This window comes from Nocardia brasiliensis ATCC 700358 (assembly GCF_000250675.2).
Classification (GTDB): domain Bacteria; phylum Actinomycetota; class Actinomycetes; order Mycobacteriales; family Mycobacteriaceae; genus Nocardia; species Nocardia brasiliensis_B.
In genome coordinates this window covers 102091-128680 of the sequence record NC_018681.1, presented here as the reverse complement: position 1 = coordinate 128680, position 26590 = coordinate 102091, and the positions used below count along the sequence as shown (strand labels likewise).

General features: G+C 68.8%; 24 protein-coding genes. 13 read left to right on the top strand and 11 right to left on the bottom strand.

All coding sequences use genetic code 11. The features are described from left to right. The first annotated feature begins 18 nt into the window (after window positions 1-18). Complete coding sequence (locus tag O3I_RS00575; protein WP_014980942.1) at window positions 19-2262, top strand: heavy metal translocating P-type ATPase; 2244 nt, start codon at window positions 19-21, stop codon at window positions 2260-2262. Between the two features lie 367 nt (window positions 2263-2629). On the opposite strand, the gene O3I_RS00570 is transcribed toward O3I_RS00575, so the two are convergent. The 3 genes from O3I_RS00570 to O3I_RS00560 form a co-directional block, all read right to left on the bottom strand. After that, window positions 2630-3079 carry a hypothetical protein gene (locus O3I_RS00570; RefSeq protein ID WP_014980941.1) on the bottom strand — a complete coding sequence of 150 codons (450 nt, stop codon included), beginning with the start codon at window positions 3077-3079 and terminating at the stop codon, window positions 2630-2632. A gap of 236 nt (window positions 3080-3315) precedes the next feature. Beyond that, the gene (locus O3I_RS00565) at window positions 3316-4059 is read right to left on the bottom strand and encodes a lysophospholipid acyltransferase family protein (protein ID WP_014980940.1); all 744 of its coding nucleotides are present in this window, start codon (window positions 4057-4059) and stop codon (window positions 3316-3318) included. 16 nt (window positions 4060-4075) lie between these two features. Continuing rightward, entirely contained in the window at window positions 4076-4822 is a 747-nt protein-coding gene (locus tag O3I_RS00560) for a lysophospholipid acyltransferase family protein (protein ID WP_014980939.1), read from the bottom strand. A 231-nt stretch (window positions 4823-5053) separates the two neighbouring features. Between O3I_RS00560 and O3I_RS00555 the strand changes: the two genes are divergently transcribed. The 4 genes from O3I_RS00555 to O3I_RS00540 all read left to right on the top strand — a co-directional run bounded on the left by O3I_RS00555 (window position 5054) and on the right by O3I_RS00540 (window position 9160). Next, window positions 5054-5848 (top strand): hypothetical protein, encoded by a 795-nt coding sequence (locus tag O3I_RS00555; protein ID WP_141691657.1) that lies wholly within the window; start codon window positions 5054-5056, stop codon window positions 5846-5848. Window positions 5849-5958: 110 nt separating this feature from the next. Continuing rightward, window positions 5959-7494: a Rieske 2Fe-2S domain-containing protein gene (locus tag O3I_RS00550; protein ID WP_014980937.1), complete on the top strand. Its 1536-nt coding sequence runs from the start codon at window positions 5959-5961 to the stop codon at window positions 7492-7494. Between the two features lie 65 nt (window positions 7495-7559). After that, on the top strand, window positions 7560-8396 hold the full coding sequence (locus O3I_RS00545) for an LLM class flavin-dependent oxidoreductase (RefSeq protein WP_014980936.1): 837 nt from the start codon (window positions 7560-7562) through the stop codon (window positions 8394-8396). Continuing rightward, complete coding sequence (locus tag O3I_RS00540; protein ID WP_237748230.1) at window positions 8396-9160, top strand: class I SAM-dependent methyltransferase; 765 nt, start codon at window positions 8396-8398, stop codon at window positions 9158-9160. Before O3I_RS00545 ends, O3I_RS00540 begins: the two co-directional genes overlap by 1 nt. 209 nt (window positions 9161-9369) lie before the next feature. Here the strand turns inward: O3I_RS00540 and O3I_RS00535 are convergent, their stop codons facing one another. Beyond that, complete coding sequence (locus tag O3I_RS00535; protein ID WP_014980934.1) at window positions 9370-10620, bottom strand: oxygenase MpaB family protein; 1251 nt, start codon at window positions 10618-10620, stop codon at window positions 9370-9372. 106 nt (window positions 10621-10726) lie between these two features. Here O3I_RS00535 and O3I_RS00530 point away from each other — a divergent pair, with 106 nt between their 5' ends. Further along, window positions 10727-11374, top strand: coding sequence for a TetR/AcrR family transcriptional regulator (locus O3I_RS00530; RefSeq protein ID WP_014980933.1), 648 nt, complete (start codon window positions 10727-10729; stop codon window positions 11372-11374). A gap of 30 nt (window positions 11375-11404) precedes the next feature. Here the strand turns inward: O3I_RS00530 and O3I_RS00525 are convergent, their stop codons facing one another. Beyond that, window positions 11405-11896, bottom strand: coding sequence for a nitroreductase/quinone reductase family protein (locus O3I_RS00525; protein WP_014980932.1), 492 nt, complete (start codon window positions 11894-11896; stop codon window positions 11405-11407). Between the two features lie 89 nt (window positions 11897-11985). Between O3I_RS00525 and O3I_RS00520 the strand changes: the two genes are divergently transcribed. Beyond that, window positions 11986-12582, top strand: coding sequence for a TetR/AcrR family transcriptional regulator (locus tag O3I_RS00520; RefSeq protein WP_041562322.1), 597 nt, complete (start codon window positions 11986-11988; stop codon window positions 12580-12582). On the opposite strand, the gene O3I_RS00515 is transcribed toward O3I_RS00520, so the two are convergent. From O3I_RS00515 to serS, 3 genes are all read right to left on the bottom strand, one after another. Beyond that, the gene (locus O3I_RS00515) at window positions 12572-13969 is read right to left on the bottom strand and encodes an MFS transporter (protein WP_014980930.1); all 1398 of its coding nucleotides are present in this window, start codon (window positions 13967-13969) and stop codon (window positions 12572-12574) included. The two genes, O3I_RS00520 and O3I_RS00515, sit on opposite strands and share 11 nt — an antisense overlap. 246 nt (window positions 13970-14215) lie before the next feature. After that, window positions 14216-16081 (bottom strand): putative bifunctional diguanylate cyclase/phosphodiesterase, encoded by a 1866-nt coding sequence (locus tag O3I_RS00510; protein ID WP_237748229.1) that lies wholly within the window; start codon window positions 16079-16081, stop codon window positions 14216-14218. 172 nt (window positions 16082-16253) lie between these two features. Further along, the gene (serS, locus tag O3I_RS00505; protein WP_014980928.1) at window positions 16254-17516 is read right to left on the bottom strand and encodes a serine--tRNA ligase; all 1263 of its coding nucleotides are present in this window, start codon (window positions 17514-17516) and stop codon (window positions 16254-16256) included. Window positions 17517-17608: 92 nt separating this feature from the next. Between serS and O3I_RS00500 the strand changes: the two genes are divergently transcribed. The 6 genes from O3I_RS00500 to O3I_RS00475 all read left to right on the top strand — a co-directional run bounded on the left by O3I_RS00500 (window position 17609) and on the right by O3I_RS00475 (window position 23430). Continuing rightward, a complete protein-coding gene (locus tag O3I_RS00500; protein WP_014980927.1) occupies window positions 17609-19309 on the top strand; it encodes an aldehyde dehydrogenase family protein in 1701 nt (566 codons plus the stop codon). Window positions 19310-19398: 89 nt separating this feature from the next. Next, a complete protein-coding gene (locus O3I_RS00495) occupies window positions 19399-20535 on the top strand; it encodes a septum formation family protein (protein WP_081593861.1) in 1137 nt (378 codons plus the stop codon). A 9-nt stretch (window positions 20536-20544) separates the two neighbouring features. Further along, on the top strand, window positions 20545-20895 hold the full coding sequence (locus O3I_RS00490; RefSeq protein ID WP_014980925.1) for a metallopeptidase family protein: 351 nt from the start codon (window positions 20545-20547) through the stop codon (window positions 20893-20895). 159 nt (window positions 20896-21054) lie between these two features. Continuing rightward, complete coding sequence (locus tag O3I_RS00485; protein WP_014980924.1) at window positions 21055-21375, top strand: PE domain-containing protein; 321 nt, start codon at window positions 21055-21057, stop codon at window positions 21373-21375. 43 nt (window positions 21376-21418) lie between these two features. After that, complete coding sequence (locus O3I_RS00480; RefSeq protein WP_014980923.1) at window positions 21419-22603, top strand: PPE domain-containing protein; 1185 nt, start codon at window positions 21419-21421, stop codon at window positions 22601-22603. Further along, complete coding sequence (locus O3I_RS00475) at window positions 22600-23430, top strand: ESX secretion-associated protein EspG (protein ID WP_014980922.1); 831 nt, start codon at window positions 22600-22602, stop codon at window positions 23428-23430. Before O3I_RS00480 ends, O3I_RS00475 begins: the two co-directional genes overlap by 4 nt. Before the next feature lie 924 nt (window positions 23431-24354). Here O3I_RS00475 and O3I_RS00470 read toward each other — a convergent pair. From O3I_RS00470 to O3I_RS00460, 3 genes are all read right to left on the bottom strand, one after another. After that, window positions 24355-25050, bottom strand: a complete 696-nt coding sequence (locus O3I_RS00470) for a histidine phosphatase family protein (protein WP_014980921.1) — start codon at window positions 25048-25050, stop codon at window positions 24355-24357. Next, window positions 25047-25961, bottom strand: a complete 915-nt coding sequence (gene pheA / locus O3I_RS00465; protein ID WP_014980920.1) for a prephenate dehydratase — start codon at window positions 25959-25961, stop codon at window positions 25047-25049. Before pheA ends, O3I_RS00470 begins: the two co-directional genes overlap by 4 nt. An 85-nt stretch (window positions 25962-26046) precedes the next feature. Beyond that, on the bottom strand, window positions 26047-26463 hold the full coding sequence (locus O3I_RS00460) for a hypothetical protein (protein WP_014980919.1): 417 nt from the start codon (window positions 26461-26463) through the stop codon (window positions 26047-26049). Window positions 26464-26590 lie beyond the last annotated feature (127 nt).

Genomic DNA, 26590 nt, shown 5'->3' with positions numbered 1-26590 from the left:
CAGAGAATGGAGCACACAATGACCACCGCGACGCAACCACCCGGAACCGGGCAGGTCGAACTGGTGATCGGCGGCATGACCTGCGCATCCTGCGCCAACCGCATCGAGAAGAAGCTGAACAAGCTCGACGGTGTCACGGCGACGGTGAACTATGCGACCGAGAAGGCGCGGGTCGACGTCACCGGTGACGTCTCGCCCGCCGAGCTGATCGCCACGGTCGAGCAGGCCGGGTACAGCGCGACCCTGCCCACCCCCGCCCCTGCGGAAACCGCTGCCGTGGCAGCAGATCCGACCGCCGCGTTGCGCACCAGGCTGCTGGTCTCGCTGGTGCTCACCGTGCCGGTAATCGCGATGGCGATGATCCCCGCCTTGCAGTTCACCAACTGGCAGTGGCTCTCGCTCACGCTGGCCGCACCCGTCGTGGTGTGGGGTGCGCTGCCGTTCCACCGGGCGGCGTGGGCCAATTTGCGCCACGGCACGGCGACCATGGACACGCTGGTATCGATGGGCACCCTCGCCGCCTTCGGCTGGTCGCTGTACGCGCTGTTCTGGGGCACCGCCGGGACGGCGGGCATGACGCACCCGTTCGAGTTCACCATCTCGCGGATGGACGGTTCGGGCAGCATCTACCTGGAAGCCGCCGCGGGCGTCACCACCTTCATCCTGGCCGGGCGCTACTTCGAGGCCCGTTCCAAGCGACAGGCCGGCGCCGCGCTGCGCGCGCTGCTCGAACTCGGCGCCAAAGAGGTCTCGGTGTTGCGCGACGGTGCGGAGCAGCGAATCCCGGTGGAGCAGTTGGTCGTCGGCGATCGGTTCGTGGTCCGGCCCGGTGAGAAGATCGCCACCGACGGCGTGGTGCTGGAGGGCTCCTCGGCGGTCGACGCCTCGATGCTGACCGGCGAATCGGTGCCGGTCGAGGTGGGCCCCGAGGACACCGTGGTCGGCGCGACGGTGAACGTCGGCGGGCGAATCGTGGTGCGCGCCACCCGGATCGGCTCGGACACCCAGCTGGCGCAGATGGCGAAGCTGGTCGAAGACGCGCAGACCGGCAAGGCGCAGGCGCAACGACTGGCCGACCGGATCTCCGGGATCTTCGTGCCGATCGTGCTGGCGCTGGCGGTCGCGACGCTCGGGTTCTGGCTCGGCACCGGCGGTTCCGTCGCGGCGGCCTTCACCGCGGCGGTCGCGGTGCTGATCATCGCGTGCCCGTGCGCGCTCGGCCTGGCCACGCCGACCGCGTTGCTGGTGGGTACCGGTCGCGGCGCGCAGCTCGGCATCCTGATCAAGGGCCCCGAGGTGCTGGAATCGACCAAGCGCGTGGACACCATCGTGCTGGACAAGACCGGAACCGTCACCACCGGCCGGATGACCCTGCTCGACGTGGTCGCCGCCGACGGCGAGGACGCCGACGAGGTGCTCGCACTCGCCGGGGCGCTGGAGGATTCGTCCGAGCACCCGATCGCGCAGGCGATCGCCAAGGGCGCCAAGGAACGTGGCGAACTGGCCGCGGTCGAGGGCTTCGAGAACATCGAAGGGCTCGGCGTGCAGGGCGTGGTCGACGGGCACGCGATGCTCGTCGGACGAGCCCGGCTGCTCGCGGACTGGTCCCAGCAGTTGGGTGCCGATCTGGAACGGGCCATGCAGGCTGCCGAGACAGACGGTAAGACCGCGGTCGCGGTGGGCTGGGACGGAAAGGCACGCGGCGTGCTGGTCGTCGCCGACGCCGTGAAACCGACCTCGGCCGAGGCGATTTCGCAACTGCGTGCGCTCGGCCTGACCCCGATCATGCTGACCGGCGACAACAAGGCGGCCGCCGCGGCGATCGCCGCCCAGGTCGGGATCGGCGAGGTGATCGCGGAGGTGCTGCCGCAGGACAAGGTGGACACCGTCAAGCGGTTGCAGGCCGAAGGCAAGGTCGTCGCGATGGTCGGTGACGGCGTGAACGACGCCGCGGCGCTGGCGCAGGCCGATCTGGGCCTGGCCATGGGCACCGGCACCGATGTCGCCATCGAGGCGAGCGACCTGACCCTCGTCCGGGGCGACCTGCGTGCCGCCGCCGATGCGATCCGGTTGTCCCGTAGGACCCTGGGCACCATCAAGGGCAACCTGTTCTGGGCCTTCGCCTATAACGTGGCCGCGATCCCGCTGGCCATGGCCGGGCTGCTGAACCCGATGCTGGCCGGTGCGGCGATGGCGTTCTCGTCGGTCTTCGTCGTCAGCAACAGCCTGCGGCTGCGCGGATTCCGTTCCACCGCAGCGTGATACCCGGACGGGGCGGCAGAACGTGCCGTCCCGTTCGGTGTTTCCGGGGTCTACTGCAGAATGCCGCTGTTTCCCAACACCATCGCGGCACTTCCGGTGGCCCATGCCGCGGCGGCACTTCCCGTCGCGGCCAGCAGCGAGAGCAGAATCATGAGGTCGACCTTCCGTAGAGCGATGTCCGGTACCCGAAAAGTACTGTCGCGCAACGGCTCTCCACAACGCTCTCAGTCGAACTCTCGGCAACTTCCCGTCCACCTGCCAGCCGACTCACAGGACCGAGTCGCACTAGGTGATGGGCACGCGCGCGGCCGACGCGGGGTCGAGAAACGCCGAAGCGTCCGCCGCCGCCCAGCTTCGAACCGGGGATCTAACCGTGTACGGCCTCGCTCAGGCAATACGCCGCCTTGGGTCCCAGCTCTGCCTCTCGGTCTCCGCTGACCTGAACCTCGATATCCGAGAGCAGGGGTTCAAGGCAGGGTCGAGCCTTCTGAAATGCCGCTTTATAGGCGGCACGAGACTGCTCGCTCGTGTCGACCTGGTCGACCGCATCGTCCGTGCATTTGAGGAATTTGGAGACGTTGTCGCCATCCCCCGTGACCTGATGCAGGCAGCCCTCGCTCAGGCATCGCAGGAGCAACTTCTCCCTCAGGACCCCCTCGCTCTCGGGTATGGAGTTGACCTCTTCCAAGCAGCCGGGCAGCCGTTTCGGATTGACCTCCTCCGGGTCCGCCGCAGCCGGAGTAACGACCAGCACACCGGACAACAACGCACCGACGAGCAATGGAACGAAGCGAACCCTGTGGTTCCAGTGAGTCATGTTCGTGCTCCTTCGTGAGTCGATTCTGATAGCTCACAGCTGCACTACGCATTCGGAACTGCGGACGCTTCCGGATGGGAACACGCGTTGTAACCACCGAGTTCATTTGCTTATCGGCGGCCAGAATTCGGACGTCGCCGTTACCCGACGCCAACCCCTACATCGCATGGAGGACGCCGATGACCCGTGTGCCCTCTGGCAATTCGCTGTGCGAGCTGGCGACAACCCCTGTGGGGCTAGTGGTCGCGGGCGGCGCGGCGGCGGGCGAGTTCTTCCTGTTCCAGGACGGCGGCCTCGTCGAGGGTGGGGGCGGTGCCGCCCAGGCGGGCGGGGACCCAGCGGGCGCCGGGCTCCATCGGATAGTCCTGCTGGGCCTGGCCGAGCAGGGTGGACATGGCGGTGCGCAGGGTGGCGGTGAGGGTTTCGGCGGGTTCGGTGGCGGGGATGGGCGTGCCGACCCGGATGTTGATCGGAAAGTTGTGGCGGCCCAGCTTTTTCGGGATGTCCTTGGTCCACACGCGGTGTGCGCCCCAGATCACCACCGGGACGATCGGCACGTCCGCCTCGATCGCCATGCGCGCGGCCCCGGACTTGAATTCCTTCAACTCGAAGCTGCGGCTGATGGTGGCCTCGGGATAGACCACGACCAGTTCGCCGTCGCGCAGCGCCTGCACCGCGCGGCCGTAGGATTCGGCGCCCGCGGTGCGGTCCACGCCGATGGCCTTGCAGTGCTTCATCAGAAAGCCGACGATGCCGTGTTCCAGCTCGGCCTTCATCATGTATCGGACGTTGCGGCCGGACTTGCGGCCGACCAGTCCCACCTCCATGAAGTCCAGGTACGCGGTGTGGTTCACGGCGAGTACTGCGCCGCCGGTCCGCGGGATGCGTTCCTGTCCGGCGATATCGATCCGCAGGCCCTGCACCAGGAATATGGTGCGGACCAGGCCGGTGAGTAGGTCGTAAACCGGTTCCCGCGCCATCCGAAACTCTCCGCTGCTACGAGGCCGACTTCTTGCGTGCGGCCTTTTCCGCGGCCTCGGCGGCGTCGAGCGCGTCGGCCTCTTCCAGGGTAGGAGCGCTACCGCCGAGGCGGGCCGGGACCCAGTACGCGCCCTGTTCGTGCACGTAGTCCTTTTGCAGGTCGAGCAGCATTTCCTGCATGGTCGCACGCAGCTTCGCGGTGAGTTCGGCGGCGGGCTCGAACGGCGCGATGGGTGCGCCGACCGCGATGGAGATCGGGGTGTTGGTGCGACCCAGACGCTTCGGGAAGCCCTTGGTCCACACGCGCTGCGCGCCCCAGATGACGATGGGGATGATCGGCACGTCCGCCTCCAGCGCCATGCGCGCGGCACCGGATTTGAACTCCTTGATCTCGAAGCTGCGGCTGATGGTCGCCTCGGGATAGACCCCGACGAGTTCACCACGGCGCAGGTACTCCACCGCGGCTTTGTAGGAGTCGGCCCCCGCACCCCGGTCGACCGGAATGTGCTTGAGCGCGCGCATGATCGGGCCGGAGATCTTGTCGTCGAAGACCTCTTTCTTGGCCATGAACCGGATGTAGCGCTTGGGCGTGCGCACCGGCAGCCCCGCGTAGGTGAAGTCCATATAGCCGGTGTGGTTGACCGCGAGCACGGCACCACCCTGCGCGGGGATATGTTCATCGCCCTTGACGGTGAACTTCAGCCCCTCGACGAAGAAGACGGTTCGGGCCAGGCCGATGATCGTGCGGTAGACGGGTTCCACAATTCCGCTAGCGTAGTCGCAGACTGTCCCATCCGGCAGTGCGCCATCACGATGTGGGCCGCACCCGGTTCGGAACAGACCCCGATCGGCCCGCCGCCGGAGGCAGAGAAGAGGATCGTCGAAGTGGACTGCGCCCTACCGAAATTGTGTGGACGCGAACAGGAATCAGCGCGGGATGACCATCGGGCGGTACGGCGGGCGGCCCGCCGCGCCGTCCTCGGCGGATTAGCCGTGACCAGCGCCTTCGCCCTCGTGGGCTGTGACTCCACGGTCGGCATCCCGCAGGATGACGCGCCGAGCGCGGTCGCCGCGGCTGGCACCCCGGCGGCCGCGGTGCCGACCGCGACGCCGGCGACGACCACCCCGTCGGTGGTCGTCCCCACGTCGGGCACGGTGCGCGAACTGCCGCAAGCCGTGCAGCGCTGGGCCGACGACCTGCCGACCAGCACTGCCGAGCAGCTGAAAACCAAGTGCTGGACCATCGCGCCGCGCAACGTCGCCGACATGTACGGCAACGAGCAGGCCATTCTGGCCGCGCTCGCGCAGCCGGGTACCGCGACCTCGAACGGCATCACCTGGCAGAACCGGGGCACCACGGTCACCGTCGAACGCGCCGCACTGGACACCGAATACGCCTGCCCGCGGGTGGCCACCGGCGGCGCGGAGATCGAGTACAACGACGCCGACGCCCGGCACACCGTGCGGCGCTACCTGGCCCGATTCGTCGGCAAGCCGCTGGATCCGGCCGACAAGGAAGGCACCTACCCGCTGGTGTGCCCGGCCGCGCCCGCGGCCTGGGATCCCAGCGGCACCGGTAAGCCGGTCGCCGCACCGCTGGCGAACAACCCGGGCAAACTCACCGGGGCGACCAAGTTCGCGGATCAGGAGATCAGCTCCAAGGCGCTGCGCGGGGACTACCTCGCCGTCGAGGTGCCCGTGACGAATTCGTCCGGTGTGACCCAGACACGGACCTTCACGGTGCTGGCGGGCGCGCAGGGCTACTGCATCGGCGACGTTTCGGCGTAGCGCACGCACCGCCGTGGTCACGTGCCCGCGCGACCACGGCGGCCGCCGACCGGGCCGCTCGGCGCAGCCATTACCCTGGATGACTGGCAACGCTTCAGGAGGAGCAGCTCGTGCAGATCACCAGCGTCGGACACGCCGGATTCCACATCCGCACCGCGGCCGGGTCGATCCTTTGCGATCCGTGGGTCAATCCGGCCTACTTCGGTTCGTGGTTCCCGTTCCCCGACAACACCCAGCTGGACTGGGACGAGCTGGGCAACTGCGATTTCCTCTACGTCTCGCATCTGCACCGCGACCACTTCGACGCGAAGAATTTGGCCGAGCACGTCAACAAGGACGCGACCGTGCTGCTGCCGGACTACCCGGTGCCGGATCTGAAGCGCGAGCTGGAGCAGCTGGGCTTCACCAAGTTCTTCGAGACCGAGGATTCGGTCAAGCACACGGTCACCGGTCCGGGCGGCGATATCGACATCATGATCATCGCGCTGCGTGCGCCCGCCGACGGCCCGATCGGCGATTCCGGACTGGTCGTCTCCGACGGCGAGACCACCTGTTTCAACATGAACGACGCCCGCCCCGTGGACATGGACGTGCTGCACGACGCGTTCGGGCACGTCGACATCCACCTGCTGCAGTACTCGGGCGCGATCTGGTACCCGATGGTCTACGACATCCCGAACCGCACCAAGGCGAACTTCGGCAAACAGAAGCGTCAGCGCGGCATGGACCGCTGCCGCAGCTACGTCGAGCAGGTCGGCGCGACCTGGGTGGTGCCCTCCGCCGGTCCGCCGGTGTTCCTCGACGACGAACTGCGCTACCTGAACGACGACCGCGGCGACGAGGGCAACATCTTCCCGGACCAGATGGTGTTCCTGGAGCAGATGCGCATCCACGGCAACGAGGGCGGGATCCTGATGATCCCCGGCTCGGTCGCCGACGTGCGCGGGCGGGAACTCGAGCTCACCCACCCGTTCGAGCCGGGCCTGATCTACGACAACAAGGCCGAGTACATCGAACTGATGGCGCAGCGCCTCGCGCCGGTGCTGGCGGCCGAAAAGGCTTCCTGGGCAACGAATGACGAGCCGCTGCTGGAGCCGCTGCGGGCACTGTTCGAGCCGATCATGGCGCAGAGCGATCTGATCTGCGACGGCATCGGTTACCCCGTCGGGCTGGTGCTCGGCGACGAGACGGTGGTGCTGGACTTCCCGAAGCGGGTGGTGCGCGGCCCGATCGAGGGCGAAGGTAAGTACCGCTACGGTTTCCGCATCGCGCCGGACCTGGTGCGCACCGTGCTGCGGGACCGGGAACCGGACTGGGTGAACACCATCTTCCTGTCCACCCGCTTCCAGGCGTGGCGGATCGGCGGCTACAACGAATTCCTCTACACCTTCTTCAAATGCCTCACCGATGAGCGCATCGCCTACGCCGACGGCTGGTTCTCCGAGGCGCACGACGATTCCGCGTCCACCGAACTGGACGGCTGGGAAGTGCAGCGGCGTTGCCCGCACCTGAAGGCGGATCTCTCGAAATTCGGTGTAGTGGAAGGCAATACCCTCACCTGCAATTTGCACGGCTGGCAATGGGATCTGGAATCGGGACGGTGTAAAACGTCCAAGGGGCACGAATTGCGCTCGCGCAAGCTCTGATCCCCGTCGGGCTGCCCGGAAAACTACTGCTTTCAGGGCCGACATCCCCGGTCTAGCGTTGCCACATGCACGACGACGTCTTCCGGTCCGCCCTCTGGCTGCCGCTGTTCGACGAACTCGCGGATCCGATCGCGGTCGCGCGGCTGGCCGCGGAGGCCGAGGAAGCCGGTTGGCACGGCGTGTTCGTGTGGGACCATCTGCGCTGGCAGGCACCGGTCCAGCTGGCGGCCGACCCGTGGATCACCCTGGCCACGATCGCCACCGCCACCGAACGCCTCCGGTTCGGGCCGATGGTCACCCCGCTCGCCCGCCGCCGACCGGCCAAGGTCGCCAAGGAGACCGCGACGCTGGACCGGCTCGGCGGTGGCCGGCTCACGCTCGGTGTCGGCCTCGGCAGTAATCGGTTCGGCGACGAATTGCGCGCGACCGGCGAGGAACTCGACGACCGGCGGCGCGCGCAGATGCTCGACGAGTCGCTGGCGATTCTCGCCGCGGCCTGGTCGGGTGAGCCGGTGCGGCACCACGGACAGCACTACACCGTCGACGACGTCTCGTTCCTGCCCAGGCCGGTGCAGCGGCCCGGCGTGCCGGTGTGGGCCGCGGGATTCCCGGGGAAGGTCGCCCCGCTGCGACGCGCCGCCCGGCTCGACGGATTCTTCCCGGTCAACCTCGAACACCCGGATCAGGTCGCCGAGATCGCCGGCACGCTCACCGGTCTGCGTGCCGAACCCGCGACGCCGTACGACATCGCGGTCGCGCTTCCGGCGGGCACCGACTCGGCGCCCTATGCCGCGGCGGGCGCCACGTGGTGGCTGGCGGAATTCGAGCCGGACACAGTGACACTCGACCAGGTGCGGGGCGTCCTCCGCGACGGGCCGGTGGATCCGGGAAGGGGTCGATGATGCCGGAGTTGTTCGACTACGACGCGGAACTGCGGCGGCACAACGAACACTTCCGTGCCGCCGTCGACGTGGGCGCGGGCGAGCGCGTGCTCGATATCGGTTGCGGGACAGGACAGTCCACGCGGGAAGCCGCGCGCGTCGCCGAGCGCGTGCTGGGCGTCGATCGCTCCGCGCCGATGCTCGAACAAGCCCGTCGGATCAGTGCTGAGCAGGGCTGCACCAACGTCACCTACCAACTGGCCGATGCCCAGGTGCATCCCTTCCCCACAGCACATTTCGACCTGTGTATCAGCAGATTCGGCACGATGTTCTTTCCCGACCCGGTCGCCGCGTTCACCAACATCGGGCGGGCCTTACGCCCCGGTGCGCGGATGGTGCTGCTGGTCTGGCAGCAGCGTGCGCGCAACGAATGGGCCACCGCGATCCGTGAATCCCTCACCAGCACACCGGCTTCGCCCGGCGGGCCGGACGCGTTCTCCCTCGCCGATCCGGCGGTCACCGAAGGCATCTTGCAGGCCGCCGGATACACCGACCTCACCTTTACAGACGTGCACGAACCCGTTTACTACGGCCCGGACACCGCCACCGCCCTGGATACGGTGCTCCGCCTGTGGGAAGTCAAAGACCTGCTCGCCGCTCTGGAACCCGCCGCCGCCGAACAAGCCCGCGCCCGCCTGACCGCCACCCTCGACGCCCACCACACCGAAACCGGCGTCTACTTCGACTCCCGCGCCTGGATCGTGCAGGCGCGCCGCAGTCGGTGAGGGCGCGAAGTCCTGTTGACCTGCCGCGCACATTTCGTCGTCCCGCGCGCGTGTCCGTCGGCTGACACGCGCGCGGGAAGACGAAATGTGCGCGGGAGGGTAAGACGTGGCCGCGGGTGCGGCTCGGGGCCGGCCGGAATCGGCCTGGCGTGGCAGCAGGCGGGCTCGTCCGCCTCTGCGGCATCGCCGAAATCCGTCGGGGCCGATCCCTACCCCGCGCGGAGGGCGGGGCGGGCGTAGGTGTCGTGCCGGGCGTAGGTGCGGTCGCCGCCGTTGCGGGCGATGGAACCGCGGACGAGGCGGGTGCGGACGCGGGCGCCGAGGTTTTCGCTGAAACGGGTGGCGCCGGGCAGGATTCGGCGGGGCACCTCCAGCGCGCCGTTCACGACGGCGGTCGCCAGCACCGCGCTCTGGAAGAAGCGACTGTCCGGGAGACCGAGGAAATCGGCGTTGCTGCGGCCCAGGATGATCCGGCTGTAGGCCACCATGTAGCTGGTCAGCACGGCACGGACCGCCCGGCGCGGCGCGGTGGTGTTGTCGATGAACAGACCGCCCGCCGCGGGAATCAGCGCCTGGGCCAGGCGCTGGGAATCGGCGTCGGGGATGAATTCGGTGTCGGCGAGAATCCAGAACGCGCGCCAGGTATCGGTCTCACAGGTCGGCAGGATTTCCTGATCGATACCGAGCAGGAACCCGACATAGCGCCACAGCTGGAAGACCGCGTCCTTCTCTTTGGGCGAGAAACGCAGGCCGAGTGCTTGCGCGCCAACCAGATTCGCCATCGAGAACAGGCCCAGGGTGCCGACGGTGAGTACCTGGTTGACCGGGTGATCCCACGCGTCGTAGTCCCAGTCGGGTCTGCGGTTCATGCCCGCCCGCACCAGCGCGTGCATCAACCGGACCCGCAGCACGCTCTTGTAGCCGACGGCGTTGCGCGCCAGCCCGCCCGGCGTGGTCACGTCCAGCCACCACTGGGTGGTTTCGGCAAGCCGGCGCGGCGCCATCGCGTCTAGGTCGCCGGTGCCGACGAGGGTTTTGTCCGCGCGGGACGCGAGGTAGCCGCCCATCAGGGCGAACATGCCCATCGCGATACCGCCCCAGACGCTGGTGCGCCCGACCACCCGGGCCCCGCGGTCGAGCTTGTCCCGGTCCAGCCAGTACGGGTCCGCTTCCACCTGCGCGAAGAAGGCGGTCAGTTCCGCGGGCGCGTCCGGCACCGCGTCGATGCCGCGTTCCACCGCGATCTCGAACATCCGGCGTCCTTCACCGACGGGCAGCCGCTTGAACATCGCGACCACGTCGTCCGCGAGCGGGTCACCGACCTGTGCGAAGCGCCGGAACGAATCACGTTGGGCGGCAGTGCAGCTCAGATCGCCGGGTGCCAGCACCGGCACCGCGTATTTGAACGGGAACTCCGTGAACAGCTGCGGAGTCGGCAGCTTCTGGTTGTCATGCGCCATTGCACTTCACCCGTCGGGTCGAGGTTCGGCTCGGGGTCGAGCACATTCTGACAAGACCGTCCCACACAATCGAATATCTGGCAAGGATGTATGCCAGAATGGTGCCGTGGCTACCACCTCGCGGTCCTACGGCGGCGTGCCCATCGAGCAACGGCGCGCGCGGCGGCGCGCGGCCCTGCTCGACGCCGCTCAGGACATCATCGGCACGTCAGGTTTCGCCAAACTGACCGTTTCCGGGCTGTGCACCCAGGCCAAGCTGTCCGAGCGGTACTACTACGAGAGCTTCACCGACCTCGACACCGTGTTCAGCGAGCTGTTCGAGCGCATCGTCGACGAGATCGGCCAGGCCGTGGTCGCCGCGTTCGTCACCACGTCGGCCGATATCCGCGCCAAGACCCGGGCCGCCATCGCCGCCGCCGTCGACCTGATCGCCGACAACCCGCGCAAGGCGCGCATCGTCACGGTCGAAGCCCAGTTGAACCCGGCCCTGCTGCAGCGCCGCGCCGAGGTGATGCGTTCCTTCGCGGGCATCATGATGGCGGTGTGCGCCGCCGAGGTCGGCGCGGAGATCGTCGAAAATGCCGGGGACCGCGCCGAATTCGCGGCCACCCACCTACTCGGCGGCCTCTGGGAAACCACCAACAGCTGGTTGTCGGGCACCCTCCCCATCTCCCGCGCCGACCTCATCGACCGCTCCACCGACCAATTCCTGCTCACCGCAGAGCATTTGATCGGCGCACCGCTCACGCAGTGAGGACTGCGTGCGCCGCCGGGCCGAACAGCCCTAGGTGGCGCGCTCCAGCAGGACGACCGGAATCTGCCGGCCGGAAGCGACCTCGAAGTCGGCGAACTTCGGCACGAGCGCTGTCTGCTCGGCCCAGATCTGCGCACGCTCAGCCCCTTCGGTGAGCCGGGCTACGGCGGACACCGTTTCCGCGCCCGCTTCGACGGTGACCTGCGGGTCGGCCATGAGGTTGCGGTACCAGGCCGGATGGTGCGGGCTGCCGCCGTGCGTGCCGAAGACGGCCCAACTGTCGCCGACCGGCAGATAGAACAGCGGGCTGATCCGGGCGCGTCCGGTTTTGGCGCCGGTGTGGTGGACCAGGATCAGCGGCATGCCGCGGGAGTCACCGAAGCCCGGGATGCGGGGCGGGACCGGGCGGCCCGCGGCGAATTCGGCCTCGCTACTCCACGCGGCGTACCCGCCGCTCGCCCGGACCTCGGCGATGATTCGGGCGTTCCAGTCGTTGATATCGGGGGTGGGTTGGTCGGACATGGCATCTCACTTCACTATCCGGAGCACTTGCTCCGTTAAGCTAGCACGTACCGGAGCAGATGCTCCACATAAGGAGCTATGCTGGCCCGATGGCAGTACCGGAAAGCATCAGCCGACGCCGTGCACCCCGGGTGGACGCGATCCGCAACCGGGAGGCGATCGTCGAGACGGCTTCGGCGGTTCTGGCCGCACACGGCACTGCGGTGGACGTCCGCGAGATCGCCCGCCGCAGCGGGGTGGGCATGGGCACGCTCTACCGGCACTTCCCGAAAAAGGAAGACCTCGTGCAGGCGGTGCTGCGCCGGGACTTCACCACGTGGGCGGAATCCGCGCGGCACACGGCGATCGACGCCACGGACCCCTGGACCGCACTGACCGACTTCTACCAGCAGGCCCTCACCGGCTACGCCCGGCACCGCGCGATCGTGGAGAACTTCGCGCTCACGTGGACCGACCCCGACCTCGAAGGCATCGAGCAGCTTCGCCTCGTCATCGAGCAACTCCGCGCCCGGGCCACCGACGTGCTGCGGCCCGGCGTGACCACCGACGATCTACTGCTCCTACTGGTTTCGCTGGGGCACGCCGTCCAGATCACCGGCGACGGCAACCCGCACCGGTGGCAGCGGCTGCTGCACATCTCGCTCGACGGGCTGCGTGCCGATCACCAGGAACCACTCATTCAGTAAGCGCGGGTTTCGGGGGGAGCCAGGCGGGGGTGACGAGGGCCATGGGCAGGAGGGTCGCACCCAGGAGTGCAACGGTTACCGGGAGCGAGCACACGGTGCCGGCCAGGGCGGCGAAGGCGAAGACTGCCAGGGCTACGACCTCGCCGAGCAGGCCGGAGACCGAGGTGACGGTGGCGCGGGCCGGTCCTTCGATGGCGTCCTGGAGTCGGGCCGCGGCGACGATGCCCGCGTTGTACACGAGGCCGTAGGACAGGCCGATGGCGGCGAACCCAAGGCCGGCAAGCAGATACACGGCGCCCGGGTGGTGCTCGGCCAGTCCGGTGATCAAAGCACCGCCGACGAACAAGAACCCACCGGCCCCGACGACGTAAGCCATGGTGCGCGCCGACATCCCCTCGGTGCGCCCGGCCAGCAGCGAGCCGACCAACGAGCCGACGACCGTGAGACCCACCAGTAACGGCACCACCGCCGTGCTGACGCCGACCGCCTCGGCCAGCAACGCGAAATACTCGTCGAACGCCGTCACGCCGAACAGCAGCGCACCGAGGAACACGCCGTTGCGCACCGCCCGCACCCGGATCGCCTCCCCCACGCCGGTTTTCAACATCTCCCAGTAGCGCGCGAACGGGCTCGTGGCGTCGTCCACCAGCGGGCCGACCTTGGTCAGCGCCGCGCGGTGATCGTCCACCGTCGGCCCCGCTTCGCTCGGCCCGGCGGCGTAGGGCTTCGCCGTGTCGATCCAGCCGCGCTCGTCGGCCGACGCGCGCTCGGCCGCAGTCGAGTTGACGTCCGCCTGGCACGAAACCTCCTCGCCCGCCTCGTCTTCCAGTTCCTCGATGTCCGCGGCGGAGACGGATTTGGGGGCACTGGGAAGAGCAAAAGCGAGCAGGGTGTGCAGGGCGGCGAAACCTACGCTGGACCAACCGATCAGGGCATAGCCACCCCAGAGGTAGAGCGGGGTGGCGGCGACGATACCGACGACGACGGCGCTTTCCGACGCGGCACGGGTGTAGCCGAGCAGGCGCGGATAGGCCGACTGTGCGCCGCGCGCGACCAGGTCGTCGTACAGCAGCGCTTCGAACGTGCCGGAAGCCAAAGCGCCTGCCGCGCCCCACAATACGAATCCGGCGGCGAAGCCGAAGTAGGTCGGGACCACGGTCCAGAGGGCGAAGCCGGCGGTCAGCAGGACACCGCTGAGGACGAGCAGCGCCCGGCGCGAAACGGTATCGGCCCACGCGCCGGAGGGCACCTCGAGCAGGAACGCGGTGACCGACCAGATCGCGAACAGCGACGAAATCTGTCCCGTGCTCAGCCCGTGCTCGGCGAACAACAGGGCGTACACCGCATAGAACGGAATCAGCTCACCGATGCCCTTGAAGAGCACCACGCGAACCGCGAGGGAACGAACGGTTCCGGCACTACCCGTCAGCCGGGCCAGCACCGTCCGGACAGATCAACAGCCATAAACGAGCAAACGCATGCCCCCAGCATGGGCATCCGCTCGAGCCAGGTCAACCGGATTATCCACACTCCGACGCGGCGTAGACCCGGCACCTGCTACGGACCTGGGCGGCCGCCAGGACCTCGAGTCGGTTCAGCCGTGGCCGACCTCCCGCGGCAACCCGACCGCGGCTCAGCCGAGCGGCAACCATCCGTTGGCGGCGTGCATGGAATCCCCGTTGCCGAGTTCGCGGTCAGACGTACCGGGACCGACCCGCCCCTGGTTCTCATTGAGGTCGCTGATCAACTCCGCGACCGGATGCGAGTCGCTGTAGTGATAGCCCTGGGCGAGCGCGAAGCCGAGTTCGGTGAGCACCGCGGCCTGGTACTCGGTTTCCACGCCTTCGGCGATGACCTGCAGATCGAGGGCGCTGCTCAGCGCGGCGATCACGCCGAGCAGCGGCGGCGCGGGCGAGTCGGAGCGGATCGCGGCGACGAAGGACTGGTCGACCTTGAGGATGTCGCTGGGCAACGTGGCGAGCCGGCTGAGCGAGGAGTATCCGGTGCCGAAATCGTCGATGGCGATGCGCACGCCCCGCTCGCGCAGGGTGTGCAGGTTCGCGATGGCGGTCTGCGATTCGGCGGCGAGCTCGCTCTCGGTCACCTCGAGCACGAGCTGATCGGCGGGCCAGCCGGTGCCGGCGAGGATGCCCGCGACCCGGTCGGCGTAGCCGGCTTCGGCCAGTTCGAGCCCGCTCACGTTGACGTTCAGTGTGAGGTCGAGTTGCGCGAAGGTGTCCTGCAACCGGGCGGCATCGGCGCAGGCGCGGCGCAATACCAGCTCGTCCAGGTCGGAGATGAGGTCGTATTCCTCGGCAACGCGGATCAGGCCCTCGGTGGTGACGTCGGGTTGCGCGCTCGACGACCAGCGCAGCAACGCCTCGACGCCGACCGCTTTGCCGCCGCCCTCGGTGAGGCTGACGATCGGCTGGTAGTGCACGTCGAGGGCGCCGCGGTCGATCGCCTCGCGCAGTTCCACCGCGAGCGGCAGCTGCCGCGACGATTCGAGCACCGTCCGGTTGCGGCCCGCCTGCTTGGCCCGGTACAGACCGACATCGGCGCGACTGACCAGCAGCGAGCCGGATTCGCCCGGCTGCCAGGAGGTCACGCCCGCCGAGCACCCGGTGGTCACCGCGGCGCGCAGCTGCTCGGTGAGCAGGATGGCCGCCTGCTCGGTGGTGTTCGGCAACAGCAGCGCGAACGCGTCGCCGCCGTAGCGGGCCAGACGCTGTTCCGGCGCAAGCAGTTTCGACCAGGTGTCGGCGACGCGCTGCAGGACGGCGTCGCCCGCGCGATGGCCGAGGTGGTCGTTGATCTTCTGGAAACGGTCCAGGTCGACGAGCACGAGGGCCAGTCCCTGGCCGGTGCGCGAGGCCTGCTCGATCGCGGAGTTGAGCGCCCGATCGAAACCGCGACGGTTCAAAAGCCCGGTGAGCACGTCGATATCGGCTTCCGACGCCATCCGGGTGAGGATCCCGACGACGATGCCGACGCCGAGCGTGACGCCCGCCGGGATGAGCCCGGACCACCACGGCAGGCCCGGCTCGACGGGGCGCGCCGGCAACACCCACAGACACAGGACCAGCGCGAAGGCGATGTGCGAGGCGGCATGCGACCACGCGAAGAACAGCGCGGCATCGCAGGCGATGAAGACGTAGAACGCGGCGAGGCTGATGGCGCCGACGGTGTTCGGGAACGCGTAGACCGCGATCGTCACCAGCACGGTCGCGATCGCGACGTACATGTGGTGGATCGAATGCGGCAACCGCGGCCCCCAGGCGAGCAGGGTGAGTCCGAGCGCCAGGGCGATCGCCGCAGCCGTGCCCACCAACGGCCGATTACCCTCGTCGCCCGGGGCGATCGCAGTAATCAGCAGACCCAGCACACCACCCATGACGTAGAACGCCCCGGTGGTCCGAGCCATGACCATAGCTGTCGCCAGCGCCGATGCCGCCCGCACCCGGGTTCGGGTATCGCCGCGCGCCCCGATTCCTCGCACGGGGAACAGCCTAGACACAACGAATCCCGACGGTTGCCACATCCCGTGAATCCGGCATGGCGAACAGGTAGCTATTCACGGACACGAAACATATTCGGACCGTGCGCAGGGTTCCACACCGGACCCGGCCGATCCGGTCAAACCCGGTGTGCGCAGCGAACGTTGGGCGTCGTCACCGCGGCGGGGTCAGCACCTCGGTGCCGACGAACGGCACCAGCGCGGCGGGCACCCGCACCGAACCGTCGGCCTGCTGGTGGTTCTCCAGGATCGCCACGATCCAGCGTGTCGTCGCCAGCGTGCCGTTCAAAGTGGCTGCGATCTGCGGCTTTCCGTTCTCGTCGCGGTAGCGCACGGCGAGGCGGCGGGCCTGGAAGGTGGTGCAGTTCGAGGTCGAGGTGAGTTCCCGGTAGGTCTGCTGGGTCGGCACCCAGGCCTCGCAGTCGAACTTCCGCGCGGCCGAGCTGCCGAGATCGCCTGCGGCGACGTCGATGACCCGGTAAGGCACCTCGACAGCGGCGAGCATGTCCTGCTCCCAGGCGAGCAACCGCTTGTGCTCGGCGTCGGCCTGCTCCGGCGTGGTGAAGACGAACATCTCGATCTTGTCGAACTGGTGCACCCGGATGATGCCGCGGGTGTCCTTGCCGTAGCTACCCGCCTCCCGCCGGAAACAGGTCGACCAACCCGCATACCGCTTCGGCCCGTCGCTCAGATCGAGGATCTCATCCGAGTGGTAGCCGGCCAGCGGCACCTCCGAGGTGCCGACCAGGTACAGGTCGTCCTCTTCGAGGTGATAGACCTCGGCCGAGTGCTGCCCGAGGAACCCGGTGCCCGCCATGATCTCGGGCCGCACCAGCACCGGCGGGATCATCATGGTGAAGCCGTTGGCGACCGCGCGCTGGGCCGCCAGCTGCAACAGACCGAGCTGGAGCAGCGCGCCGTAACCGGTCATGAAGTAGAAGCGCGCGCCCGACACCTTCGCGCCGCGTTCCATGTCGAACAGCCCGAGCGCATCGCCGAGCGCCACATGGTCCTTCGGCTCGAAGTCGAATTCCTTTGGCTTGCCGATGGTTTCCAGGACGACGTAGTCGTCCTCGCCGCCGGCCGGCGCGCCCTCCTGCACGACGTTCGAGATCGCGCGCTGGGCGGCGTCGAGGTCGGCGTCGGCCGCGTTCTGCGCGACCTCGGCATCCTTGACCTGCTGCGACATCTCCTGCGCCTGCGCGAGCAGGGCGGGCCGTTCCTCTTTACTCGCCTTACCGATCACCTTGCCCATCGCCTTGTGCTCGGCACGCAGGTTGTCGGCGGTGGCGACGGCGGCGCGGCGCGCCGCGTCGGCCTCGAGCAGGGCATCGACGAGGGCGGGGTCTTCGCCGCGGGCGCGCTGCGAGGCACGGACCGCGTCGGGGTTGTCCCGCAGGAATCGGAGGTCGATCATGGGCACTGAGCCTAATGGTCTGGGGATTGTTGTTTCACGCCGATATCCCAGGATGTAAACCACCGGCCGAATCGCCCGGGCATAGTTGCCGGATGGGCACAACTTTCGATGAAGCCGCGATCGATGAGGCGTTGACCGAGCTGACCGCGGGCGAGAAGGCCTGGGCCCAGACCTCGCTGCGCCGGCGCCGCGAACTGCTCGACGACATCAACACCAGAACCGGCCGCTTCGCCGGCGACTGGGTGCGCGCCGCCCGGACCATCAAAGGCTTGGCCGAGGATTCGCCGCTGGTCGGCGAGGAGTGGATGTCCGGCCCGCTCACCCTGTTGCAGGCCACCGCCGCCCTGTCCGCGACGCTGGCCGCGCTGGAAGAGGGGCGCAGCCCGCTCGACGGCGTCGCGGTGCGGACCGCGCCCGGCGATCGCGTCGCGGTGCCGATCCTGCCGCACAGCGCCTATGACCGATTGCTGCTCAACGGTTTCGAGGGCGAGGTGTGGCTGCGTCCCGGCGTCGATGCCGACACCGCGCGCCGGCGCGCCGGACTCGCTCAACTCGATCCGAGCGCGACCGCGGGCATCGGGGTGGTGCTCGGGGCGGGCAACATCACCTCGATTCCGCCGCTGGACGCGCTGTACGAGCTGTACGCGCACAACCGCGTCGTCCTGCTGAAGCTGAACCCGATCACCGACCCGCTGTTCACGGTGTTCGAGATGGTCTTCGCGCCGCTGTGCGAGCTGGGGGTGCTGCGCATCGTCACCGGCGGCGCGGAGACCGGCCGATACCTGGTGCACCACGGCGACGTCGCGCACGTGCACATGACCGGCAGCGCGCACACGCACGATGCGATCGTGTGGGGGCCGGGACCGGAAGGACTGGAACGGAAGAAGGACCGCCGGCCGCTGCTGGACAAGCCGATCACCAGCGAACTCGGCGGGGTGTCGCCGACCATCGTGGTGCCCGGCGCATGGTCCGACGCGGATCTGCGCTACCAGGCCGAGCACGTGGCCACCCAGCGGCTGCACAACGGCGGCTACAACTGCGTCGCCGCGCAGGCGCTCGTGCTGAGCAAGGACTGGCATCTCAAGGACGAGTTCCTGGCCGAACTGCGCACGGCGCTCGCGCAGGCGCCGCAACGCACCCCGTACTACCCCGGCAGCGACACCCGGGTGGCCGACGCGCTGGCCGCCTATCCCGCGGCCGCGCAGGTCGAGGGCGGGCGGGTGCTGGTCGAACAGGTACCGCTCACCGACACCCCGCTGCTGCGCACGGAATACTTCTCGCCGGTGCTCGGCGTGGTCGAACTGCCGTACGCGGGCACCGAATTCCTCTCGCGCGCGGTCGAATTCGCGAACACCGAGCTCACCGGCACGCTCGGCGCCAACGTGCTCGCGCACCCCACGACGATTCGCGACCTCGGCGCGGGCTTCGACCGCGCGCTCGAGCAGCTGCGCTACGGCGCGATCGCGGTGAACGCGTGGACCGGGCTCGCCTTCCTGGCGCCGCGCGCCTCGTGGGGCGCGTTCCCCGGGCACACGCTCGACGACGTGCAGAGCGGGATCGGCGTGGTGCACAACGCGTTCCTGCTCGACGACGTGGAACGCACGGTGGTGCGCGGTCCGTTCCGCCCCGCGCCGCGCTCGGTGCTGCACGGCGAACTGGCGCTCTCGCCGAAGCCGCCGTGGTTCGTCGGCAACACCACCGCGGCGGCGACCGGGCGCAAGCTCACCGAGTTCTACGCCACCGGCAACCCGGCCCGGATCCCCGGCATCTTCTGGTCCGCGCTGCGCGGGTGAGCGCGTGCGCGCTGCGGGGTTCCGCGCGCAGAGGTCTGATCAGACCAGGTCGTGGCACCGCGGGCCGGAGACTGCCATGATGGATCGCGATGTCCCCTTCCGATCATGAGCCCCAGTCCGACCCGTCGAGCCGGTTCCCCACGCGCGGCAAGCCGTCCCGCCCCGCCGGGGCGCGGCGCGTGTTCGACTCGGTGCGTGGCGTGTTCACCGGCGAGACCGCGCTGCCCGCGCCCACCCTGCGCTGGGGCCTGCTGCTGGTCGCCGCGGGCGCGGTCGTCGCGGCGCTTGTGACGCTGTTCGTCACCGGCTTCGACAACAAGGGGCTCGAGGCACACACGCCGGGCTCGCCGGCCGAGCCGGTGGTCGACAAGGAGTTCGGCACCGCGGTCAAGGGTGATTGCCTGAGCTGGTCCAAGCCGGACCACTCCGATCTGGTCAAGGTGCGCTGCGACGCGAAGCACATGTTCGAGGTCGCGGCCGATGTCGACATGAGCAAGTACCCGGGCAAGGAATTCGCGACCGGCGCCCGCTTCCCCGACTCGCTGCGGCTCACCGAACTGAAGGAAGAGCACTGCGTGCCCGCGGTGCAGGAGTACCTGGGCGGGCGGTTCGATCCGCGCGGGCGCTACATCGTCGGGCTGATGTACCCGAGCCCGGACGGCTGGCAGCACGGGGACCGCACGCTGCGCTGCGGCTTGCAGTACGCGGCGAGCGCGGGCACCCCCGCCTCGACCGGCAGCGCCACCCAGCACGATCAGTCGAAGGTCTACGGCCCCGGCGTCTGCCTGGGCATCAACCAGAGCCTGCCCACCGACCCGGTGGACTGCTCGCAGGTGCACGCGGTCGAGGTGGTCTCCACCATCGACCTCGGCCAGCGCTTCCAGGGCGGTCCGCCCGCCAAAGAGGAGCAGGACCGGTTCGTCGAGGACGAGTGCGCGCGCACGTCCTCGGACTACCTCGGCGGACCCGACGTGATCCGCAACAAGACCCTCACCTTGTTCTTCGACTACCTGGACGCCCGCAGCTGGCTGGCCGGCAGCCGCAAGCTGGACTGCATGGTCGGCAAGGGGGCCGACCGGGAAGGCTTCGCGCCGATCACCGGTTCGGCCAAGGGCGACATCCTGATCAACGGCCAGGCGCCGGAACCGCCGCCGAACACCGGCCGGTCCACGCCGACGCCGCTGCCCGGCGCCGCGCCGCTGCCGCCGCAACCCCAGCCGAGGTAGTCCACGACGATGTCGGTCTCCATGTCCGAGGACCGGTTCGAGGAATTGGTCGGCGACGCGCTCGATCGGATCCCGCCGGAGCTGTCCCGCGCCATCGATAATGTGGTTGTGCTGATCGAACCTCGCAATTCGGAGGATCCACATCTGCTCGGTTTGTATCAAGGCATCGCGCTGACCGAACGAGACAGCCATTACGGCGGCTCGTTGCCCGACACGGTGACCATCTATCGCGACTCCATCTTGGCGATCTGTGCGGATGAGAACGAGGTGGTCGAGGAGGTGGCGATCACGGTGATCCATGAGATAGCGCACTATTTCGGCATTGACGAAGACCGCCTGCATGAGCTGGGATGGGGCTAGTCTTTACCCCAGCTGTATGAGTGCGGTTGCAGTTGGGGTGAGCAGGGAAGAAACTTTAGGGGATTCGATGGAACCGATTGCCTGGCTGTCGCGTCCTATCACTCGAAGGGGGAATTCTCGTGGTTCCGCCCCATAGCCGCCACTAGAAGGAGTCGAGTCATGGTTGGCCACGTACTAGTCGCACCCGAAGTCGTCCTCGCCGCCGCCGCCGAGCTGGATCTGCTCGCCGACCGGCTGGCCGCCGCCGCCGCGCTCACCGCGCCCGCGACGCATGTCATCCCCTCCGGTATGGACGAGGTCTCGCTGCACGCCGCAAACCACCTCAACAAGGGCGCCGCCACGCACGATCAGGCCGTCGCCCAGGGCATCCTCGAGCTGCACCACGCGGCCGCGACGCTGCGTTCCCAGCTCGTCACGCACATCGGTGAGGACGTCGTCCGGGCCGGCACGATCGGTGCCGTCAGCTCCACTATCGCCTAAGCCTGCGGGCACAGCACAAAAGAACAAGCAAGGGGAGAAACGCATGACCGCAGGAATCACCGGGGTGTTCTGGCTGCCCCGTATGGCAGAAGGAAACTCGATCGCGCTCAACGCGGGCGCGCATGCCGTGCCGATCTCGGCCGCCGCCACCGCGTGGGGTGGCCTGACCGCCGCCTGGATCGACGCCACCGCGACCGTCGCCCGCGTGATGGCCGAGCTCGGTGTCGGCATGCAGGGCCTCAACGGCATCTCGGCGCTGTCCAAGCTGACCGGCTTCGTCGGCTGGGCCGAACAGCAGGGCGTCATGGCGGCCACCATGAGCTCGAAGGCGGCCTCGAACGCGATCGCCTACACCGTGGCGTCGATCGCCATGCCGAGCATCCCGGAGATCGCGGCCGTCGACGCGGCCCGCGTCGCCGCCTACTCGACCGGCGGCGTGCTCAACGGCACCGCCGAGGCGGCCGAGGCCGCGAAGGCCGCGCTCGATCTGCGCGCCGCGCTGACCATGGAAACCTACGAGGCCGCCACCACCGCGATGGTCGTGACGCCGGGTGAGTTCATCAACCCGCCCGCGATCGCGCACGGCGCGGGCCAGGCGAACGCGGGCGGCGCCGAGCAGGCCGCGCAGAGCACCACCAACGCCGACCCGGTGCAGACCGCGATCTCCGCGGCCGGTGCGCTGGTCAACAACCCGGCCGTGGTGAGCGCCGCGACGCAGGTGGCGAACGTCGCGGGTTCGGTGGCGACCACCGGTGTATCCACCGTGGGCACCATCGGCTCGCAGGCGGTCTCGGCCGTCACCAGCGCGGTCGCCGCGCCCGGAATCACCGCAGCGGCACCGGCTTCGATGGTCGGCGGGGCAGGCCTGGCGGCTGCCGCCGCGTCGTCCGCGACCCGGTCCGCGTCCCTCGGCGGCAGCACGGTGTCGTTCGGCAACGGTTCGCTGAAGCTCCCCGAGGGTTGGGGCGCGGGCAGCGCGGCAGGCGGCGCACCCGCCACGGCCGCCGTCGTCGAGAACAACGCGGTGGCACAGCCCACCGGCGCGCCGGTCCGCAACAACAACGGTGCGCACGGCAGCCCGCTGCTGGGCAACCAGGTGCGCGACGAGGACGACGAGTCCGAGCACAAGAGCCAGGACTACCTGCGCTCGACCGAGCACTTCAACGACGGCCGCTACGCCGCGGACGGAGTGATCGGCGCCGAACCCGCCGGAGCGGCGGCTAAGTGACCGTACTGGGTGCGGGCCGCGGCCCGTCACTGCTGAAGTCGGTTGTGCTGTCGCTCGACGAGATGCAGTTCCTCCTGGAGAAACTGGAGATCGACGAGGTCCCCGTCGTGTTGGACGCGCGCGGGCAATACGACAACGTGGCCGACCACGACGCAGCGATGGCCGTGGCCGCTCAGTCGCTCGCCGATCGGGAACTGCTGATCGGTGACGCGGTGCATCACGAACTCGAAGACCGGCTGCAGGCGCTGTACCGACCGCACTGGGTGGTCGCGCTACGGCTGCATGTGGACGGTGCGATGAGTCGCATGTGTCTCGCAAAGGGCGACGATGTTGTCACCGTCGCCCTGCGCGGGCCGCAGTCCTACGTGATCGACGAGGTCGAAGACGACCTGCCCGGCCCGGTGATCGCGGCGCTCGGCCCTGCCGAACCGCTCGACCTGACCGGCATGAACGCGCCGACCGAACAGCTCGTTCCGATTTTCGACGACACCGGTGACGCGGCCGCCACCGCCAACCGGCTCGCGAAAGTCGGCACCCCGCCACGCGATGCGCAAACCCTCGCCTCCGCGATGGTGCAGATCCATTCGCACGCCGAAATCGTCGGCGTCGTCTACGGCGACGGCACCCGCGACGTCACCGACAACCACATCGCCGTATTCAACACCCGCTCCGGGCGTTTCCTCGCCACCGCCAGCAAATCCGACGACGGCGTGAAATGGACGTCGCTGAGTCCGGGGACCCCGGGTCGGTTGCGAACGGCGTTGCAGGACTTGATCAGTGGGCTGCCGGAGCGAGAAGAGTTCCCGGCCAAACCGCAGCAGGGTTAGCGGGGGTTGTCGCTGGTGGCTTGCCGCGCGGCTGACGGTTGAGGTTCGGGGCGGGTTTCACAGACAGTCCACACCGTTCACAGGGCATACAACCCGTGAGCCGTATGCACGCGCTGTGGGTCCGCACCTATCTGTCGCTTGGGTGCCACTGTCAGCGGGCCGTACACGGTATGCACCCCACCGCGTCCTGAGTGACACGCTGCGCACGAACCGTCGCGGGGCGGGTTCACAGACAGTCCACACCGTTCACAGGGCATACAACCCCTGTGGACCGTGTGCACGCTCTGTGGGTCCAGCGCCCATCTGTCGCTTGGATGCGACTGGCGGGGGGCCGTGCACGGTGTGCGCCCCACGGCGTCCTCGGGACCCGCACCACCTCTCCGGAACCCCACCAGTCCTAAGTGCCACCACTGCGCGCGAACGTCGCGGGGCGGACCCACAGACAGTCCACACGGTTCACAGGGCATACAACCCCTGTGAACAGGGTGCACGCTCTGTGACCCTGCGCCGATCTATCGCTTGGGTGCAGTTGGCGGCGGGCCGTGCACGGCGTGCCCCGCCGCGTCCTGAGTGCCGCGCTGCGCACGAACGTCGCGGGGCGGACCCACCGTGCGGCTGGCGGCGGGCCGTGCACGGTGTGCACCTCGCCGCGTCCTGAGTGCGCGCTGCGTACGAACCGCCGCGGGGCGGGTTCACAGACGATCCACACGGTTCACAGGGCATACAACCGCTGTGAACAGGGTGCACGCTCTGTGGGCCTGGGACCTAGCTGTCGCTTGGTGCGACTGGCAGCGTGATCTGCCGCGCGACGCGCGCGTTTCAGTTCGGTGCGCGCGGAATGGTCAGCAATTGTGCGCGCGGGACGCGAAATGGTGCGCGGGAGGTGAATTCGCGCGCGAGGCACGCTCGTGCGGCAGGCTGGAGTCAGCCCATCGGGTCGTCGGGGGTGGGCGAGACGTCGTAGCCGAAGGGTGGGGTGAAACGGCCCCAGCGGATGCAACTCCAGCCGCCATCGGGGAGCGGGACCAGTTCGATGGTTTCGGTGTTGTCGAGGTGGTTGTTCGTGGTGAAGGGCGGGCGGACGTCGGCCAGGTAGCGGGAGACCAGGCGCATGGCGGCACCGTGGTTCACCAGCAGGACGTCGCCTTCGCCGGAGCCGGACAGGTAGCGCTCGCGTAGGTCTTCGATCACGGGGAAGAACCGGGCCAGGATGTCGTTGCCGGATTCCCCGCCCGGAATGCGTTCGTCCAGGTCGCCCTCGTGCCAGGCGCGGTATATGCGCTGGAAGAACAGGTGCGCTTCCTCGCTGTGCAACCCCTCCAGGTCACCGGCCTGCACCTCCTGCAGGTTATCCAGGACGGTGGCGGGCACCCCGGTCGCGGCCTCGATGTAGCCCGCGGTCTGCCGGGCGCGCAGCGCCGCCGAGCAGAACAGCACGCGCGGCGGGGTCAGCAGGGTCTCGCCGAACGTCTTCGCCTGTGCCGCACCGCGTTCGGTGAGCGGCAGGCCGGGCACCTTGGTGTCGAGCAACTTCGCGACGTTGCCCTCGGTCTCGCCGTGCCGGACCAGCACCAACTTGGCCGGGCCGATCTTGCGGTCGGAATCCGGTGCGGTACTCACAGATCCGCCACCCCCTTTCGCAGCTGGGTCAGCCACGCCGCCGCGGGCTCGTCGGACGGCGGCGGCGTGCCGGTCGCCGAGGTAGCGGGCCAGGAACCGAGGAACCGGATCCGGGCCGTGCGATGTAAAGCCTTGAGCGCCTCGGCCACCGCGATGTCGTCGATATGCCCGACGCAGTCGAGATAGAAGCGGTAGGTGCCCATCCCGGTCCGTGTCGGCCTGGATTCGATCCTGGTCAAATCGATACCGCGGGTTGCGAATTCGGCGAAGGCGCGCATCAGCGACCCGGGTTCGTTAGGCAGTTCGAGCACGATCGAGGTCCGGTCGGCGCCGGTGGCCGGCGGTGCCACCCGAGGCCGAGTCACCAGCACGAAACGGGTGATCGCCTGCTCGACATCGGCGACACCGGTGGCCAGCGGGATCAAACCGAGCCGTTGCCCGGCCAGCGCGGTGGACACGGCCGCATCGGCCTTGCCCGCCGCGACGTCCTCGGCGGCCGCGGCATTGGACGCCGACGTGTAGGGCTGCGCCTGCGGCAATTCGCGAGCGACCCATTCCCGGACCTGCGCGGCGGCCACCGGATAGGCGGCCAGCGTGCGCACCTCGGCGAGGGTGGCGCCGGGGCGGCCCAGGATCGTGAAGGTCACCTCCAGCTCGGTTTCCGCGACGATCTGTAACCGCGGACCGATCGCCAGGGAATCGAGTGTCGCGGAGATCGAACCCTCCACGGAACTCTCGATCGGCACCACCGCGCCGTCGACGTCTCCGCTACGGATCAACTCCAGCGCGGCGCCCTGACTGGGCGCGGCGACACGCTCGACAGCCCCTTCGAAGGCTCCCGAGATCTCGAGGTCGGCGAGGGCCATCTCGGTGAAGGTTCCGGAGGGCCCGAAGTACGCGATGCGCGGCACGGTTACGACCTTACTTGCGTCCGCCGCCGACCCTCCCGGGATTCACCGCGTCCCCACCGCACCTCGCTCTCCGGTCACCCCTGATTCAGGTGGGGGCGAGGGGTGTCAGGGCTGCGGTGAGGGTGTCCGGGTCATCGGTTTCGATGGCGAGCAGCACGGAGCGGAGTGCTTCCACCGCAGGGGGTTTCAGGCCGGTCAGGAAAGGGAGATCGGGGTGGCTGAGGGCGGCCGGGATGTCTTCCCCGCAGAGGGCGGCGGCGGTGCCGGCGATGACGGCCAGGGCGCGATCGCCGGAGCCGGTGCGGGCGACGAAACCGGAGTCGGTGTGCACGATGCCGGCCAGGAACTCGGCGATCTCGGCGTCGGGCGCGTCCGCGTCGAGCACGGGCGCCGGCACCTCGGCCCGCGGGGTGCGGACCAGGCCTTCGACCAGGCTGCGCCGCGCGGGCGCGGTCAACGCCACGAGTACCGGTTCGCTCGCTGATTCCGATCCGTGCGCCACCGACCCACCGTAACAACCGCGTTCGAGTCGGGGTCCGCGGGTGAATTCTCAGGATCAGGGTGGCGGGAACGCTTGCGGATGTCCCGCACGTCACTTAGCTTAGGGTAACCTAATTGAGCGCCGAGCG

Excerpts from the sequence above, each read along its gene's own strand:
- O3I_RS00480 (WP_014980923.1), top strand. The coding sequence starts at position 21,419 with ATGACCGCAGGAATCACCGGGGTGTTCTGGCTGCCCCGTATGGCAGAA.
- O3I_RS00485 (WP_014980924.1), top strand. The coding sequence starts at position 21,055 with ATGGTTGGCCACGTACTAGTCGCACCCGAAGTCGTCCTCGCCGCCGCC.
- O3I_RS00540 (WP_237748230.1), top strand. The coding sequence starts at position 8,396 with ATGCCGGAGTTGTTCGACTACGACGCGGAACTGCGGCGGCACAACGAA.
- O3I_RS00495 (WP_081593861.1), top strand. The coding sequence starts at position 19,399 with ATGTCCCCTTCCGATCATGAGCCCCAGTCCGACCCGTCGAGCCGGTTC.
- O3I_RS00520 (WP_041562322.1), top strand. The coding sequence starts at position 11,986 with ATGGCAGTACCGGAAAGCATCAGCCGACGCCGTGCACCCCGGGTGGAC.
- serS (WP_014980928.1), bottom strand. The coding sequence starts at position 17,516 with ATGATCGACCTCCGATTCCTGCGGGACAACCCCGACGCGGTCCGTGCC.
- O3I_RS00570 (WP_014980941.1), bottom strand. The coding sequence starts at position 3,079 with ATGACTCACTGGAACCACAGGGTTCGCTTCGTTCCATTGCTCGTCGGT.
- O3I_RS00500 (WP_014980927.1), top strand. The coding sequence starts at position 17,609 with ATGGGCACAACTTTCGATGAAGCCGCGATCGATGAGGCGTTGACCGAG.
- O3I_RS00565 (WP_014980940.1), bottom strand. The coding sequence starts at position 4,059 with ATGGCGCGGGAACCGGTTTACGACCTACTCACCGGCCTGGTCCGCACC.
- O3I_RS00490 (WP_014980925.1), top strand. The coding sequence starts at position 20,545 with ATGTCGGTCTCCATGTCCGAGGACCGGTTCGAGGAATTGGTCGGCGAC.
- O3I_RS00575 (WP_014980942.1), top strand. The coding sequence starts at position 19 with ATGACCACCGCGACGCAACCACCCGGAACCGGGCAGGTCGAACTGGTG.
- O3I_RS00525 (WP_014980932.1), bottom strand. The coding sequence starts at position 11,896 with ATGTCCGACCAACCCACCCCCGATATCAACGACTGGAACGCCCGAATC.
- O3I_RS00535 (WP_014980934.1), bottom strand. The coding sequence starts at position 10,620 with ATGGCGCATGACAACCAGAAGCTGCCGACTCCGCAGCTGTTCACGGAG.
- O3I_RS00545 (WP_014980936.1), top strand. The coding sequence starts at position 7,560 with ATGCACGACGACGTCTTCCGGTCCGCCCTCTGGCTGCCGCTGTTCGAC.